General features: G+C 73.0%; 14 protein-coding genes. 7 read left to right on the plus strand and 7 right to left on the minus strand.

Features of this window, described 5'->3' with window-relative positions:
- Positions 1 to 220: 220 nt before the first annotated feature.
- Entirely contained in the window at positions 221 to 1582 is a 1362-nt protein-coding gene (locus tag ACIGWZ_RS13140) for an FAD-binding protein (RefSeq protein ID WP_400063797.1), read from the plus strand.
- A gap of 63 nt (positions 1583 to 1645) precedes the next feature.
- Here the strand turns inward: ACIGWZ_RS13140 and ACIGWZ_RS13145 are convergent, their stop codons facing one another.
- Positions 1646 to 2554: a LysR family transcriptional regulator gene (locus ACIGWZ_RS13145; protein WP_400063798.1), complete on the minus strand. Its 909-nt coding sequence runs from the start codon at positions 2552 to 2554 to the stop codon at positions 1646 to 1648.
- 204 nt (positions 2555 to 2758) lie between these two features.
- On the opposite strand from ACIGWZ_RS13145, the gene ACIGWZ_RS13150 reads away from it, so the two are divergent.
- Both ACIGWZ_RS13150 and ACIGWZ_RS13155 read left to right on the plus strand, forming a co-directional pair.
- The gene (locus ACIGWZ_RS13150) at positions 2759 to 3748 is read left to right on the plus strand and encodes a ketopantoate reductase family protein (RefSeq protein WP_400063800.1); all 990 of its coding nucleotides are present in this window, start codon (positions 2759 to 2761) and stop codon (positions 3746 to 3748) included.
- A gap of 146 nt (positions 3749 to 3894) precedes the next feature.
- Positions 3895 to 4650, plus strand: a complete 756-nt coding sequence (locus tag ACIGWZ_RS13155; protein WP_400063802.1) for a decaprenylphospho-beta-D-erythro-pentofuranosid-2-ulose 2-reductase — start codon at positions 3895 to 3897, stop codon at positions 4648 to 4650.
- A gap of 10 nt (positions 4651 to 4660) precedes the next feature.
- Here the strand turns inward: ACIGWZ_RS13155 and ACIGWZ_RS13160 are convergent, their stop codons facing one another.
- From ACIGWZ_RS13160 to glyA, 3 genes are all read right to left on the minus strand, one after another.
- On the minus strand, positions 4661 to 5242 hold the full coding sequence (locus ACIGWZ_RS13160) for a 2'-5' RNA ligase family protein (protein WP_400063804.1): 582 nt from the start codon (positions 5240 to 5242) through the stop codon (positions 4661 to 4663).
- A gap of 230 nt (positions 5243 to 5472) precedes the next feature.
- Positions 5473 to 6486: a tryptophan--tRNA ligase gene (trpS, locus tag ACIGWZ_RS13165; protein ID WP_400063806.1), complete on the minus strand. Its 1014-nt coding sequence runs from the start codon at positions 6484 to 6486 to the stop codon at positions 5473 to 5475.
- 155 nt (positions 6487 to 6641) lie between these two features.
- Positions 6642 to 7916 carry a serine hydroxymethyltransferase gene (gene glyA / locus ACIGWZ_RS13170; RefSeq protein ID WP_400063808.1) on the minus strand — a complete coding sequence of 425 codons (1275 nt, stop codon included), beginning with the start codon at positions 7914 to 7916 and terminating at the stop codon, positions 6642 to 6644.
- A gap of 487 nt (positions 7917 to 8403) precedes the next feature.
- On the opposite strand from glyA, the gene rocD reads away from it, so the two are divergent.
- On the plus strand, positions 8404 to 9615 hold the full coding sequence (gene rocD, locus ACIGWZ_RS13175; protein ID WP_400063810.1) for an ornithine--oxo-acid transaminase: 1212 nt from the start codon (positions 8404 to 8406) through the stop codon (positions 9613 to 9615).
- A 68-nt stretch (positions 9616 to 9683) separates the two neighbouring features.
- Here rocD and ACIGWZ_RS13180 read toward each other — a convergent pair whose 3' ends face one another.
- Positions 9684 to 10874 carry a glutathionylspermidine synthase family protein gene (locus ACIGWZ_RS13180; protein ID WP_400063812.1) on the minus strand — a complete coding sequence of 397 codons (1191 nt, stop codon included), beginning with the start codon at positions 10872 to 10874 and terminating at the stop codon, positions 9684 to 9686.
- 18 nt (positions 10875 to 10892) lie between these two features.
- A complete protein-coding gene (locus ACIGWZ_RS13185; RefSeq protein WP_400063814.1) occupies positions 10893 to 11297 on the minus strand; it encodes a hypothetical protein in 405 nt (134 codons plus the stop codon).
- 123 nt (positions 11298 to 11420) lie between these two features.
- Here ACIGWZ_RS13185 and ACIGWZ_RS13190 point away from each other — a divergent pair, with 123 nt between their 5' ends.
- A complete protein-coding gene (locus tag ACIGWZ_RS13190; RefSeq protein ID WP_400064436.1) occupies positions 11421 to 12362 on the plus strand; it encodes a hypothetical protein in 942 nt (313 codons plus the stop codon).
- Between the two features lie 181 nt (positions 12363 to 12543).
- Positions 12544 to 13092 (plus strand): GNAT family N-acetyltransferase, encoded by a 549-nt coding sequence (locus ACIGWZ_RS13195; RefSeq protein ID WP_400063816.1) that lies wholly within the window; start codon positions 12544 to 12546, stop codon positions 13090 to 13092.
- Positions 13093 to 13178: 86 nt separating this feature from the next.
- Here ACIGWZ_RS13195 and ACIGWZ_RS13200 read toward each other — a convergent pair whose 3' ends face one another.
- Positions 13179 to 14627, minus strand: a complete 1449-nt coding sequence (locus ACIGWZ_RS13200) for a PLP-dependent aminotransferase family protein (RefSeq protein ID WP_400063818.1) — start codon at positions 14625 to 14627, stop codon at positions 13179 to 13181.
- Positions 14628 to 14674: 47 nt separating this feature from the next.
- Here ACIGWZ_RS13200 and ACIGWZ_RS13205 point away from each other — a divergent pair, with 47 nt between their 5' ends.
- Positions 14675 to 15166 (plus strand): carboxymuconolactone decarboxylase family protein, encoded by a 492-nt coding sequence (locus ACIGWZ_RS13205; protein WP_400063820.1) that lies wholly within the window; start codon positions 14675 to 14677, stop codon positions 15164 to 15166.
- Positions 15167 to 15237: the final 71 nt, after the last annotated feature.

Here is a 15237-nt window from a genome sequence, read left to right on the forward strand (position 1 = left end):
AGCGGACGAGGGGCGATCTCTGGCGGGGTCAGTGGACTCATCTCCATCCGATCCGAGCGGCGACGGCGGGGACGTCGTCCCCTCGACTCTCACTCCCCGGTGGCCGAATTTCCCTACAATTAGCCCATCCACACCATTAATCACCCTTTTCGGCGAGGAGCGCGCGAACGAGGGGCCGACCGCGGCCGCTCGCCCGATATCCGGCACTACCGTCGCTGACATGCCGTCCGACGCCGCCGTCACGCCCCTGACGGGCTGGGGCCGCACCGCCCCCACCGCCGCCCGCCTCGTCCGCCCCGGCTCACCGTCCGAGGCGGTCGCCGCGCTGGCCGCCGTACGCGAGAGCGGTGCCCGCGGCGGCATCCCGCGCGGGCTCGGCCGGGCGTACGGCGACGCCGCGCAGAACGCCGGCGGCACCGTCTGGGACCTCACCCGACTGGACCGCATCCGCGCCGTCGACGCCGAGGCGGGAATCGTGGTGTGCGAGGCGGGGACGAGCCTGCACCGGCTGATGCGGATGCTGCTGCCGCTGGGCTGGTTCGTACCGGTCACCCCCGGCACCCGCTATGTGACGGTCGGCGGCGCGATCGGCGCGGACATCCACGGCAAGAACCACCACCGCGCCGGCTCCTTCGCCCGCCACGTACGGTCCCTCGACCTCCTGACCGCGGACGGCGAGGTCCGCACCGTACGGCCCGGAACCGGCCTCTTCGACGCCACGGCCGGCGGCATGGGCCTGACCGGCATCATCCTCGCCGCGACGATCCAACTCCTGCCCGTACGCACGTCGTTGGTCTCCGTCGACACCGAACGCACCGGGGACCTCGACGACGTGCTGGCCCGCATGACGGCCACCGACCACCTCTACCGTTACTCCGTCGCCTGGATCGACCTGCTGGCCCGCGGCCGCGCGACGGGCCGCTCGGTCCTCACCCGCGGCGACCACGCACCCCCCGACGCGCTGCCGCCCCGCGCCCGCCGCGACCCGCTCGCCTTCCGCCCCGTACGGCTGCCTGCCCCGCCCCCGCTGCCCCAGAGGATCCTCAGCCGCCCGGCCGCCGCCGCCTTCAACGCCCTCTGGTACCGCAAAGCCCCCCGCCACCGCACCGGCGAACTGCAGAGACTCTCCGCCTTCTTCCACCCCCTGGACGGCGTACCGCACTGGAACCGGGTCTACGGCCGGGGCGGCTTCGTGCAGTACCAGTTCGTGGTCGGGCACGGCCAGGAGGAGACCCTGCGGCGCATCGTGCGGCGCATCGCGGACCGCCGCTGCCCGTCCTTCCTCGCCGTCCTCAAACGCTTCGGCGCCGCCGGCCCCGGCTGGCTGTCCTTCCCCACCGAGGGCTGGACGCTGGCCCTCGACATCCCCGCCCGGCTGCCCGGTCTCGCCGCCTTCCTGGACGGGCTGGACGAGGAGGTCGCCGGGGCGGGCGGACGGGTGTACCTGGCCAAGGACGCCCGGCTGCGGCCCGAACTGCTGGCCGCGATGTACCCCCGGCTGCCGGACTTCCGCGCGCTGCGGGCGGAGCTGGATCCCGGCGGGGTGCTGATGTCGGACCTGGCGCGGCGGCTCGGCCTCTGAGAGCCGTCCGGTGCATCGGGGCCCAGGCGTGCCGTCCCATGAGTTCGGCGCCACGGCCGTCATTCACGGCGCGGCCGGTCCCTGCGCGCATTGCCGACCGACCGTGTCGGCGAAGGCGCGGGCGAGGGGCGTGAGGGCGCCCCAGCGACGGACCGCCCAGCCCACCGGCAGCGGCGGGAGGTCCGGGAGGGGCAGGAACGTCAGCGGGCCGCCCGAGGTGCCGGCGGAGTCCTGGCCGGGCAGCGCGGGGACGATGGCGTGTCCGATGCCGAGTTCCGCCAGCAGGATGGCGGTGTCCCAGTCGGCGACACCGGTGTCCGACGTGAGGTGGATGCCCAGGCGGGCAAAGGCCGTGTCCAGGTGGGCTCGTGAGGAGGAGTTCTCCGGGAGCCGGATGTGCCGGATGCCGACGAGGTCGGCGGCCGTGATCCCTGGCCCGAGGGCGAGGGGATCGTCGGCGCGGACCGCCAGCACCCAGGGCAGCTCCACGACGGGACGCTGCTCGATGCCCGGCACCGGGCCGCCGATGGTGACCCAGGCCAGATCGACCGCACCGTCGGTGAGCGCGTCGAAGCAGTTGCGGCTGGTGGTCTCCGTCCGGAACTCCAAACTCACCCCTGGGTGATGCCTGCGGAACGCGACGATGGCGTCGGCCATGAAGTGCCGCACCGTCGTCGCGCCCGTCGTCACCCGCACCGATCCTGCTTCGCCGCGGGCGAGTTCGCCGAGCCGGTGCAGCGCGAGATCCAGACCGGCGATCCCCTCCGTCGCCGCCGCCTGCAGCACGCGCCCCTCCGGGGTGGGCACCACACCGCGCGGCCGGCGCTCCAACAGCCGCACCCCCGTGTGCCGTTCCAGCCGTTTCACGTGCTGGCTCACCGCCGACTGGGTGCAGGACAGCTCCCGGGCGACGGCGCTCAGGCTTCCCGCCCGGCACACCGCCACGAAGATTCGCAGGTCATCGAAGGTCATGGACACGAGTGCCAAGGTAAGTCCCCTCGTACCCAAGGGATTTCTTGGGGGTAGCGAAGAAAACCCGAGGATTGACTTGCCTCTCACCGCTCGCCGATGATCGCTTCGGGCCCAGGGCGGCAACCCGTCCCGCCCCTCTGCCCGGTCCGGACACGGCCGAGCGGCGGGACGGGTGCCGACCCGCGAACCGAGAGGAGCCCACCCGTGCACCGCACCGGACCGCTCACCGGCGACTCCGCCACCGCGCCCCCGTCCTCCTGGACCGTGGCCGTACTCGGCCCCGGCGGGGTCGGCGGACTGCTCGCCGCGCTGCTCTCGCGCGCCGGACACCGCGTCATCTGCCTCGCGGGCGAGGAGACCGCACACGCGCTGCGCCACGACGGCGTCCAGGTGCGCAGCCGTCAGTACGGCGCCTTCACGGCCGAGGTCGAGGCGGACACCGCGCTGCGGGAGCGCGTCGACCTGTGCCTGGTGACGGTGAAGCACACCGCGCTCGACGCGGCGCTGGAGCGCGTACCGCCCCACCATCTCGGCGACGGACTCGTACTGCCCCTGCTCAACGGCGTCGAACACCCGGCCGTCCTGCGCGCACGCCACGGCGTCCGGCAGGTGGTACCGGCCGTGATCCGTGTCGAGTCCACCCGCACCGCTCCCGGCGTGATCGAGCACGGCAGCCCGTTCACCGAGATCGACCTGGCCGGCCCGCAGGAGCGTCTCGCCCCGCTCGCCGCCCTGCTCACGGCCGCCGGGGTGGACACCCGCGTCCTGCCGGACGAGGACGCCGTCCTGTGGGCCAAGCTGGCCTTCCTGGCCCCCTTCGCCCTGCTCACCACCTACTACCGGCTGCCCATCGGCGGCATCCGGTCCGGGCGGCGGGACGAGCTGGAGACCCTGGTCGAGGAGGCCACCGCCGTCAGCCGCGCCTGCGGTGGGACGGCGGACGCCGCCCAGGTCCTGGCGCGCTACGACGCCTTCCCGCCGGACAGCAAATCGTCCATGCTGCGCGACGCGGAGGCCGGCCGGCCGCTGGAACTCGATGCCATCGGGCGAGCCTTGCTCCGCGCGGCCGAGCGGCACGGCGTCCATGCGCCGCTCACGGCTCGCATGGTGACGGAACTGGGGAGGCCCCGGACCGCGGCCACGGAGCCCAGCGGGGCGGCCGCACACGACCGTTCGGGAGACGATCGCGGTTGAGGCGCCGCTCGCGGGAGGCGACGACGAGGCAGGTGCCGGTGCGCAGGCGCGTTGCTCGTGCCTCATGCGGCGCCGACCTGTGACACTGGCTGCCCTGCGTGCTCATCGGTGTCCGGGCAAACGTGACGCCTCCCCCAAGGACCGCCATGAAAGACGCCTTCGGTGCCCCCCAGTCCCTGCTGGTGCTCGGTGGGACCTCCGAGATCGCGCTCGCCGGTGCCGCCCGGCTGGCCGGCCGGCGCACCCGTACGGTCTGGCTGGCCGGGCGGCCCTCGCCGCGCCTGGAGGAGTCCGCGCGGCGGCTGCGCGCCCTCGGGGCCCAGGTGCGTACGGTCGCCTTCGACGCGCTGGAGACCGAGCGCCACGAGGAGATCCTCGGCAAGGTCTTCGCCGAAGGGGATCTCGACATGGTGCTGCTCGCCTTCGGCGTGCTCGGCGACCAGCCGCACGACGAGAACGACCCGGCGGCGGCCGTCCGGATCGCCCGGACCAACTACACCGGCGCGCTCTCCGCCGCCCTGATCTGCGGCCGGGAGCTGCGCCGCCAGGGCCATGGATCGCTGGTCGTGCTGTCCTCGGTGGCCGCCGAGCGGGCCCGGCGCTCGAATTTCCTCTACGGATCGAGCAAGGCGGGACTGGACGCCTTCGCCCAGGGCCTGGGCGACTCCCTGCACGGCAGCGGTGTGCATGTGATGGTCGTCCGGCCGGGGTTCGTCCGCACCAGGATGACGGCCGGGCTGGACGCCGCCCCCCTGGCCACGACGCCGGAGGCGGTCGCCGCGGCGATCGAGGACGGGCTGCGCCGGCGCGCCGAGATCGTCTGGGTGCCGGGCGCGCTCCGCTATGTGATGTCGGCGCTGCGCCATCTGCCGCGGGCGGTGTTCCGCCGGCTGCCCCGGTAGGGCCGGCCCGCTACGAGGCGGGTGCCGGCGGCCGCGAGAGGTCCGCCTGCCGCGGCACCGCGGCGGTCTGCGGGCCGAACGGGTACTCGCGCTCCAGCCGCCACACCGCGTCCGCGCCCTGCTGGTAGAGCGCGAACCCGCCGATCGTCCAGGTGGCGCAGAAGTCCTTGAGGTCGGCGTGCGCGCGGTCCATCGCCTCCTCGGCGATGCCGTGGGCGACCGTGACGTGCGGGTGGTACGGGAAGGCCAGCTCGCGGGCGCACGGGCCGGAGGCGGCGCGGACCCGGGCCTGGAGGGCGGTGCAGCCCGCCTCGCCCTCGGCGACCTTCACGAAGACGACCGGGGAGAGCGGGCGGAAGGTGTCCGTGCCCTCCAGGCGCAGCGGGAAGGGGCGGAAGGAGGCGGCGACCTCGGCCAGGTGGGTGTCGATGGCGGGCAGGGCCTCCGCGCCGACCTCCGTCGGGGGCAGGAGGGTGATGTGGGTGGGGATGCCGTGTGCGGCGGGGTCCCCGAAGCCCTCGCGCTTCCTTTGGAGGAAGCTTCCGTAAGGCTCCGGGACCGCGATCGAAACGCCCAGCGTTACGGGCCCCACGGCGTTCTCCCTCCTGAAGTCCACAGCTCTCCGACGTCCCCGCCCGGCGCGCTCGCACGCACCGGCCGACGGCACGCTCTCACGCACCGGCTATCAGTGTGCCGGGTGCGCGCCCGTGGCGGGGAGCGTGCCCGGTCCTGTTACCGGCGGGCACCTCGTCCCCGGGGTCGGGGAAGGGGGCCCTCGGCCGCCCGCGAGGCCGGCCGGGGCCGGCCTCGCGGGCGGTCCGCTCAGTGCTTGGCCGGCAGGAATCCGAGCCGGTCATACGTGGTGGCGAGGGTCTCGGCCGCCACCGAGCGGGCCTTCTCCGCGCCCTTCGCCAGGACCGCGTCGAGCGTCTCGGCGTCGTCCAGATATTCCTGCGTACGGTCCCGGAACGGTGTGACGAAGTCGACCATCACCTCGGCGAGGTCGGTCTTGAGAGCGCCGTACATCTTGCCCTCGTACTGCCGCTCCAGATCCGGGACGGAGGTGCCGGTGAGGGTGGAGTAGATGGTGAGGAGGTTGGAGACGCCCGGCTTGTTCTCGGTGTCGTAGCGGATCACCGTGTCGGTGTCCGTCACCGCGCTCTTGATCTTCTTGGCGGTGGTCTTCGGCTCGTCGAGAAGGTTGATGAGGCCCTTCGGCGTCGAGGCCGACTTGCTCATCTTGATCGACGGGTCCTGAAGGTCGTAGATCTTCGCCGTCTCCTTGAGGATGTACGGCGCCGGGAGCGTGAAGGTGTCGCCGAAACGGCCGTTGAAGCGCGTGGCGAGGTCGCGGGTCAGCTCGATGTGCTGACGCTGGTCCTCGCCGACCGGGACCTGGTTGGCCTGGTACAGCAGGATGTCCGCGACCTGCAGGATCGGGTACGTGAACAGGCCGACGGACGCGCGGTCGGCGCCCTGCTTGGCGGCCTTGTCCTTGAACTGCGTCATCCGGCCGGCCTCGCCGAAGCCGGTGAGGCAGTTCATGACCCAGGCCAGCTGGGCGTGCTCGGGGACATGGCTCTGGACGAAGAGGGTGCAGCGCTCCGGGTCGAGTCCGGCGGCCAGCAGCTGCGCGGCGGCCAGGCGGGTGTTGGCGCGCAGCTCGGCCGGGTCCTGCGGGACGGTGATCGCATGCAGGTCGACGACCATGTAGAAGGCGTCGTGGGACTCCTGCAGCGCCACCCACTGGCGGACTGCGCCGAGGTAGTTGCCGAGGTGGAAGGAGCCGGCGGTGGGCTGGATTCCGGAGAGGACACGCGGACGGTCGAGAGCCATGGCACCGATTGTCTCAGGTCGGCGGGTGCGCCCCGGCGTGTGGTCGGGGAGTGGACGGACGTGCGGTGGCCGGTCCTCCGGGGGACCGGCCACCGTCCGTTCGGCGGCGGCCCGGCGAACTGTCCGTCAGCGGTCGGGCGCGGGTGCGGCGCCGGTCAGTCGGCCGTCGGCAGGCCGGGAGCCGGATACCCGGCCATCAGCTCCGCGACCTCTCCCCGGATCGCGGCCAGGGCGGCCTCGTCGCCGGTCCCCGCGGCCGCCACTCCGCGCTCGATCCACTCCGCGACCTGCGGCATCCGGTCCGTGCCCAGGCCCCGGGAGGTGAGCGACGGGGTGCCGATACGGATACCCGAGGGGTCGAAGGGCTTGCGGGGGTCGAAGGGGACGGTGTTGTAGTTGACGACGATCCCGGCGCGGTCCAGGGCCTTGGCGGCGACCTTGCCCGGTACGTCCTTGGACGTCAGGTCGATCAGCACCAGGTGGTTGTCCGTGCCGCCGGAGACCAGGTCGAAGCCGCGCGCCAGCAGCGCCTCGGCGAGCGCCTTGGCGTTGGCGACGACGGCGTGCGCGTAGTCCCGGAAGGCGGGCGCCGCGGCCTCGCGCAGGGCGACCGCGATGGCGGCGGTGGTGTGGTTGTGCGGGCCGCCCTGCAGGCCGGGGAAGACGGCCTTGTCGAGGGCCTTGGCGTGGCTCGCCCGGGACATCAGCATGGCGCCGCGGGGGCCGCGCAGGGTCTTGTGCGTCGTGGTGGAGATGACGTCGGCGTGCGGCACGGGGGACGGGTGCGCGCCGCCCGCGATCAGGCCGGCGATGTGCGCGATATCGGCGACGAGGACGGCGTCGACCTCGCGGGCGATCTCGCCGAAGGCGGCGAAGTCGATGGTGCGCGGGACGGCCGTACCGCCACAGAAGATGATCTTCGGGCGTTCCTTGCGGGCGAGGTCGCGCACCTCGTCGAAGTCGATCAGCCCGCTGTCCGCGCGGACGCCGTACTGCACGCCGTTGAACCACGTCCCGGTCGCCGAGACGCCCCAGCCGTGGGTGAGGTGGCCGCCCATCGGCAGCGCCATGCCGAGCACGGTGTCGCCGGGCCGGGCGAAGGCGAGGTAGGCGGCGAGGTTGGCGGGCGAGCCGGAGTACGGCTGGACGTTGGCGTGCTCGACGCCGAAGACGGCCTTGGCGCGCTCGACGGCCAGGGTCTCGACCCGGTCGATGTTCTGCTGACCCTCGTAGTAGCGGCGGCCCGCGTACCCCTCGCTGTACTTGTTCTGCAGGACGGTGCCGGTGGCCTCCAGGACGGCGGCCGATACGTAGTTCTCGCTGGGGATCAGGCGGAGCGTGTCGGCCTGGAGCCGTTCCTCGGCATCGACGAGCGCGGCCAGTTCGGGGTCGGCGGCGCCGAGGTGCGGGTGGGAAGGGGCGAGCGTCATGAGGGCGGTCCTCCGGGGCGTGCGATCGGTGTTCCGGTCGTGGTCCCGGGTGCCCAGGCGGGGCGACACCTCGTAAGGGGGCCGCCGAGGCGGCCGCCCACCGCTCCCTCGGGGTCGGTTCCCCGTACGCCAGTCGCGGTGCGCACCGCACAGCCTAAGGGCTATCCCGTAATGCCTGGTGGATTCAGCGCACGGCGTCAGATGCACTCCGCTTCGCTCCGTCTCGGCTCTTCATTCATTCACCGGAAGCCGAGCTGCATCGCAAGGCGGAGGGACGTCCGGATACTGGGCGTATCCGGACGTTCCGACAACGCGGCGTGGGGGCACCTCCCAGCGATAGCTGGGGGAGTGCCGTAGCTGTCGTCGTGCGCCCGCCAGGCATTACGGGACAGCCCTTAGCCAGTTCTCGCAAGAGCGACACTGGAAAGGGGCGCCGAGTGCGGCGCAGCGCGCGCACCGGCACCCGCCCGACCGAACGGAGCCCCCGGTGACGTCCTCGGAAACGCAACGCGCCATCGCCGCCGCCGATGCCCACAGCGCGCACAACTACCACCCGCTGCCGGTCGTTGTGGCCACGGCCGAGGGTGCCTGGATGACGGATGTGGAGGGCCGGCGCTATCTGGACCTGCTGGCCGGATACTCCGCGCTGAATTTCGGCCACGGCAACCGCCGGCTCCTCGATGCGGCCGCCGCCCAGCTGGAACGGGTCACGCTCACCTCCCGCGCCTTCCACCACGACCGGTTCGGCGCCTTCTGCACGCAGCTGGCCGAGCTGTGCGGGATGGAGCTGGTGCTGCCGATGAACACCGGCGCCGAGGCGGTCGAGACGGCGGTGAAGGCGGTCCGTAAGTGGGGCTACCAGGTCAAGGGCGTCCCGGACGGCCGGGCGAAGATCATCGTCGCGGACAACAACTTCCACGGCCGGACGACGACGATCATCTCCTTCTCCACGGACGAGGAGGCCCGCGCCGGCTTCGGCCCGTACACCCCCGGCTTCGCGATCGTCCCGTACGGCGATCCCGCGGCGCTGGCGGCGGCCGTCGACGACGACACGGTCGCCGTGCTGCTGGAGCCGATCCAGGGCGAGGCGGGTGTGCTGGTTCCGCCGCCGGGCTATCTGGCGGGCGTGCGGGAGCTGACCCGGGACCGGAAGGTGCTGTTCGTCGCCGACGAGATCCAGTCGGGGCTGGGCCGTACGGGACGGACCTTCGCCTGCGAGCACGAGGGCGTGGTCCCGGACGCGTACGTCCTGGGCAAGGCGCTGGGCGGCGGCGTGGTGCCGGTGTCGGCGGTGGTGTCCTCGCAGGAGGTGCTGGGCGTCTTCGCGCCGGGCGAGCACGGGTCGACCTTCGGCGGGAATCCGCTGGCGTGCGCGGTGGCGCTGGAGGTCATCGCGATGCTGCGGACCGGTGAACTCCAGGCGCGGGCAACGGAGTTGGGCGCGCATCTGCACGGCGAGCTGGCGCCGCTGGCGGGCGGCGGAGCGGTGGACGCGGTGCGCGGGCGCGGGCTGTGGGCGGGCGTGGACATCAACCCGTCGCGCGGCACCGGGCGGGAGGTGGCGGAGCGGCTGATGGCGCGCGGGGTGCTGGTCAAGGACACCCATGGGGCCACGATCCGGATAGCGCCGCCGCTGACGATCAGCAAGGAGGACCTGGACTGGGGACTCGACCGGCTGCGGGACGTGCTGGGGGTGTGACCCTCAGTGTGGGGCCCGCCGGTGCGAGGCCCGCCGGTGCGGGGCCCGCCTGCCGGATCGCAGGAGGCCTACCGGATCACATGGGGCAGGAACCGCGCGTACTCGTCCGTGACCGGCCCCGCCGACTCCCGGATGCCCAGCCCCGCCGCCTCGTCCTCGACCACCCAGGCGCCGAGCACCACCCGATTGCCGTCGAAGTCCGGCAGCGGCGCCAACTCCTGGTAGCAACAGGGGTCTTCGAGCCCGCGCAGGGCCGCTTCCCCGCCCGGCTCGTGCAGCGTGACCCCGGCGCCCTCCCGCCCCAGCAGCGGCTTGGCCACGTACCCCTTGGTGTCCGCCAGCTCGCGCGGCCCGTCCAGATAGGCGGGCAGCAGATTCGGGTGCCCGGGAAACATCTCCCAGAGGACCGCCAGCAGGGCCTTGTTGGACAGCAGCATCTTCCAGGCCGGCTCGATCCAGAGGGTGGTGCCGGTGCCGCCGCCGTTGTCGAGGGTGTCCAGGACGTACGGGCCGAAGGCGTCGGTGGCCAGCCACTCCCACGGATAGAGCTTGAAGCAGGACCGGATGAACCGCAGCCGCTGGTCGACGAAGCGGCCCGAGAGCCGGTCCCAGCCGATGTCCTCCATGGAGATCGCGACGGTCTCCAGGCCGGCCTGCTGCGCCGTCTCCTCCAGATAGGCGACGGTCATCAGGTCCTCGCCGAGTTCATCGTCCGCCGAGTGCGCGAAGTGCAGCGGCGCACCGGGCGGCAGCAGGGCCGCCTGCCGCTTCCAGGCGTCCACCAGCCGCTCGTGCAGCGAGTTCCACTGGTCGGCGCCGGGGAAGCGCTCCATCATCCAGAACCACTGCGGGCTCGCCGCCTCGACCAGCGAGGTGGGCGTATCGGCGTTGTACTCCAGCATCTTGGCGGGGCCGCTGCCGTCGTAGTGCAGATCGAACCGCCCGTAGAGCGAGGGGAGTTCCTCGCGCCGCCGCCACGACTCGGCGACGAGCGCGGCCAGCCGCGGGTCCTCGATCCCGAGGTCGCCGAACCGGCCCCGCTCCACGATGTGCGCGGCCGCGGCCAGGCACATCCCGTGCAGCTCCTCGACGGTCTCCTCCAGCGCCTCGACCTCGGGCAGCGAGAAGGAGTAGTACGCGCTCTCGTCCCAGTACGGGCGCAGCGAATCGTCCGGATAGCGGGTGAGCGGGTAGATCAGGCCCTGCGCCTCGACGGTCTCCTGCCAGCCGGGGCGCGGCTCGATGGTGTGCCGTTGCATGCCTGCGACCGCGTCCGCTCAGCCGCCGTAGTGGCCGTGCGAGCGGCCCGAACCCGAGCAGCCGAAACCGCCCCGGTCGACGGCCTGGGCCCGGCTGAAGGTCCCGCTGTCGGCGAACCGGCCGCCCGACTGCTCGGCCCCGTAGTACCACTGCCCGTTCACAGGCTGCTTCTGCTGTCCGAGCCCGCCGCCGCGGCCGCCCTTGCCGTACGAGCCGCTGCCGGTCCCGCTGCTGGAGGAGCCGCCGCCCGAGCAGTTCTTGGCGTCGACGACGCGGTAGCCCTGGATCGCGTCGTAGCTGTTGCGGTCCACGCACCGCTTGTCCGGCTCCGAGCCGCAGGAGGTGAGCGCGGCGGCCAGCGCGCCCATACCGCCCAGGATCACCGTGCTCGACCGCAGTCGCCGACGTGCCTTTTCCGCCATGCCGTGTCGTCCCCCGTATCCGCCTTCTGAACGGGGCCAGCCTAGGGGGCGGTCGCCCCCTCACCAGGACGGACCCTGCCCCGGTTCCGACTCCTCCCCTAAAGTCGGTTCGTGATCCTCGGGATGTTCTGCGCGCTCGCTTCGGCGGTGTGCTTCGGTACCGCCTCCGTCCTCCAGGCCGTGGCGGCCCGGACCACCGCGCCCGGCACCGGTTCCGGCGTGGATCCGCGGCTGCTGCTGCGGGTGTTGACGCAGTGGCGCTATCTGCTCGGCCTCGCGCTGGACGGCGTCGGCTTCGTACTGGAGCTGGTGGCGCTGCGCTCGCTGCCGATCTACGCGGTCGGGGCGGCGCTCGCGGCCACGCTGGCGGTGACGGCGGTGGTCGCGGCGCCGGTGCTGGGCACCCGGCTGAGCCGCGCCGAGTGGGGCGCGGTGGGGGTGGTCTGCGGCGGTCTCGCGCTGCTGGGGCTCTCCTCCGGCGAGGAAGGCCATCTGCGGGGCGGCCCCGAGCTCCGCATCGCGGTGCTGGTCTTCGCGCTCGCCGTCCTCGCGTCCGGCGCGCTGGCCGGCCGCCTCCCGGACCGCGCCCGCGCGGCGGTGCTCGGGCTGGGCTCGGGGTTCGGCTTCGGCGTGGTGGAGGTCGCGGTCCGCCTCATCGACGACTTCGCCCCGACCGCCCTCCTGACCAACCCCGCCACCTACGCCCTCCTCATCGGCGGCGGCGCGGCCTTCCTCCTGCTGACCACCGCCTTCCAGCGCGGCTCCGTCACCACAGCCACCGCAGGCATGGTGATCGGCGAAACGGTCGGCCCCGCCCTGGTCGGCGTCGCCTGGCTCGGCGATCGCACCCGCGAGGGCCTGGCCCCGCTGGCCGTGACCGGCTTCGCCCTGGCGGTGGCGGGCGCCCTGGCACTGGCCCGGTTCGGGGAGGCACCGGTGGACGAGGACGGTGGGCCACATCCGACGGGCGAGGACGAGGCAGCGGGACGGCGGGGCGGCGCGGCGAGGGAATCCCAAGGGGACTCCGGTCGAGAATCCCGAGGGGACTTCGGTCGGGAATCCTGAGTGGTCCGGTGAAAGGGAATCCACTGCCACGATCAGGCAGCCGGAGAACGTGCATCAGGGCGCGTCGCACGAGGCACTGCCGGCCAAGCGGGGCCGGATGGAATCCTCTTGGCCTCGCGGCGAGCCGCCTCTAGGGTGACGGATTCGGGAAACGTCATATCGTTGGGAGGAGCGCTCGCCCATGACCGCAGGCAGTGAAAGCATTCCGGGGTTGGACGCCCTGCCGGCCGGAATGACATTGCGTCGTCCGGCAGGGTCGGACCATCCGCGGCTGCAGGTGGCGCTGGCCGAGTGGTGGGGCGGTCAGGGCGGCGCGGCGGGGGCGCTCCAACGGCAGTTGCTGGTGCCTCGGTTGTTTCTTCAGCACTTCGCCGAGACGAGTTGCCTCGTCGAGCGGGCGGACGGCACTCTGCACGCCTTCCTTATCGGCTTTCTCTCGCAGACGGAGCCGAAGGCCGCCTATATCCATTTCGTAGGAGTCCACCCGGAGGGTCAGCGGAGCGGTGTGGGCAGCGCCCTGTACCACCGCTTCTTCGATACGGTCCGCGCGCTCGACCGTACGCAGGTGCGGTGCATCACCAGCCCTACGAACCACAACTCCATCGCGTACCACACCCGCATGGGCTTCCGTCTGGAGCCGGGCGATCATGTCGATGACCACGGCGTGCCGGTGCATCGCGATTACGACGGGCCGGGGCTGGATCGGGTGTCGTTCGTACGGGATCTGTGACGCTGGAGTGGTGACGGGGCGTCAGGGATGAGGCGCGCGCCGGGCCCGTTCATCGCCGGGCGGTCCGATGAGGCCGTCGGCGGCCCTCAGGGCTCGGGCAGCACGCTCACCAGCGCCTCCAGCGCACCGGTGAAGGCATGGTCGGGCGGTGTCCCGTACGCGACGACCAGGCCGTCGCGCGGCGCGTCCGCGGCCGATGGGTCGCGGAAGAAGCTCAGGCCCTCCAGGGCCAGCCCCTGCCACCGGGCCGCTTGGACGATCGACTGTTCGGTGCCCGGGGGGAGTTCGAGTACGGCGTGCAGGCCGGCGGCGATGCCGGAGACATGGACGTGGGGTGCGCGCTCGGCCAGGGCCGCCACCAGCTGGTCGCGGCGGCGGCGGTAGCGCAGCCGCATGCCGCGCAGATGGCGGTCGTAGGCGCCGGAGGCGAGGAACTCGGCCAGGGTGAGCTGTTCCAGGGAGCCGGACTGCCATTCGCCGGTGCGTTTCAGGGCCAGCACCGGGTCGACGAGGCGGTCCGGCAGCACCATCCAGGCCAGCCGCAGCGCCGGGGCGAGGCTCTTGCTGGCCGTGCCCAGGTAGACGACGTGGTCGGGGTCCAGGCCCTGGAGCGCGCCCACCGGCTGCCGGTCGTAGCGGAACTCGCCGTCGTAGTCGTCCTCCAGGATGTAACCCCCGGTGGAACGGGCCCAGTTGACCGCGGCGGCGCGGCGGTCGGGGTGGAGGGGGACGCCGGTGGGGAACTGGTGGGCGGGGGTGAGCAGCGCCGCCCGGAGGTCGCCCGTGTCGTCGGGGGCGGGCAGCTCCTGCGTACGGGCGCCGTGCTCGTCGACGAGCAGGGGGACGGTGCCCAGGCCCGCGCGGGTGATGACGTCGCGGTGGAGGGAGAGCCCGTACGACTCGACGGCCACCCGCCCGGCGCCGCCGCGGCCCGCCTCCAGCGCCCGGACGAGCAGCCCCAGCCCCTGCATGAACCCGGCGCAGACGACGATCCGGTCCGGGTCGACGCGTACCCCGCGGGCGCGCGCCAGGTAGTCGGCGAGGACGGTGCGCAGTTCGGGGCGGCCCGCGGCGGTGCCGTATCCGAAGGCCTCGCTGGGGGCGGCGGTCAGCGCGCGGCGGGCGGCGGCCAGCCAGGCTGCGCGGGGAAAGGAGGAGACGTCCGGCCGGCCGGGGCCGAGGTCGAAGCGCGGCCGGCCGGCGGGGCGGGCCGGGTCGGTGGTGCGCGGGGCCGGACCGGGGGCGTCGCGGGCCGGCACCCGCTCGGCGACCCGGGTGCCGGAGCCCTGCCGGGCGCTGAGCCAGCCCTCGGCGACCAGCTCGGCGTAGGCGTCGGCGACGGTGTTCCGGGCGATGCCGAGGTCGGCGGCGAGCGACCGGGAGGACGGCAGGCGGGTGCCCGGGACCAGCCGCCCGGACCGTACGGCGTCCCGCAGCGCCCGCAGCAGGGCGGCCCGCACCCCGCCGGGGCCCGTGAGGTCCAGATGCAGATCGCGCCCGAAGGCGGCCCCGGAAGTGGCCCAGGAATTCTCCATGGAAGTGGACCATACAGGGGTGCCATTCGGCCCGTAGCGTCGTAGCCATGACGACAGACACGACGCCTCAGACGACGCCCGAGACCCGCCACGCACACGGCCCCCGCCTCCACTGGGCCAAGCTCGCCCCCGAGGTCTTCAAGGCGATGGTCGCGCTCGACGCGGCGGCCAGGAAGGGGCTCGACCCGACCCTGGTCGAGCTGGTCAAGATCCGTGCCTCGCAGATCAACCACTGCGCCTTCTGCATCGATATGCACACCAAGGACGCCCGGAAGGCCGGCGAGACCGAGGAGCGCATCTACCTCCTCAACGCCTGGGAGGAGGCCACCTCCCTCTACACCCCCAAGGAGCAGGCCGCCCTCGCCCTGACGGAGGCCATCACCGTCCTGACGGACGGGTTCGCCCCCGACGCGGTCCACGCCCGCGCCGCCGCCCTCTTCGACGAGACCGAGCTGGCCCAGCTGATCGCGCTGATCACCACCATCAACGCCTGGAACCGCTTCGGCGTGTCGACCCGTATGGCCCCGGGCCAGGGATGACGCCGCCGTCCGCGCCCGCGCCGCCGCTCGCTTCGACGTGGCCTGGCTCGCCCGCCCGATCTGCCCGATCG

The organism is Streptomyces sp. NPDC053427 (assembly GCF_044544985.1).
In the GTDB taxonomy this organism is placed as follows: domain Bacteria; phylum Actinomycetota; class Actinomycetes; order Streptomycetales; family Streptomycetaceae; genus Streptomyces.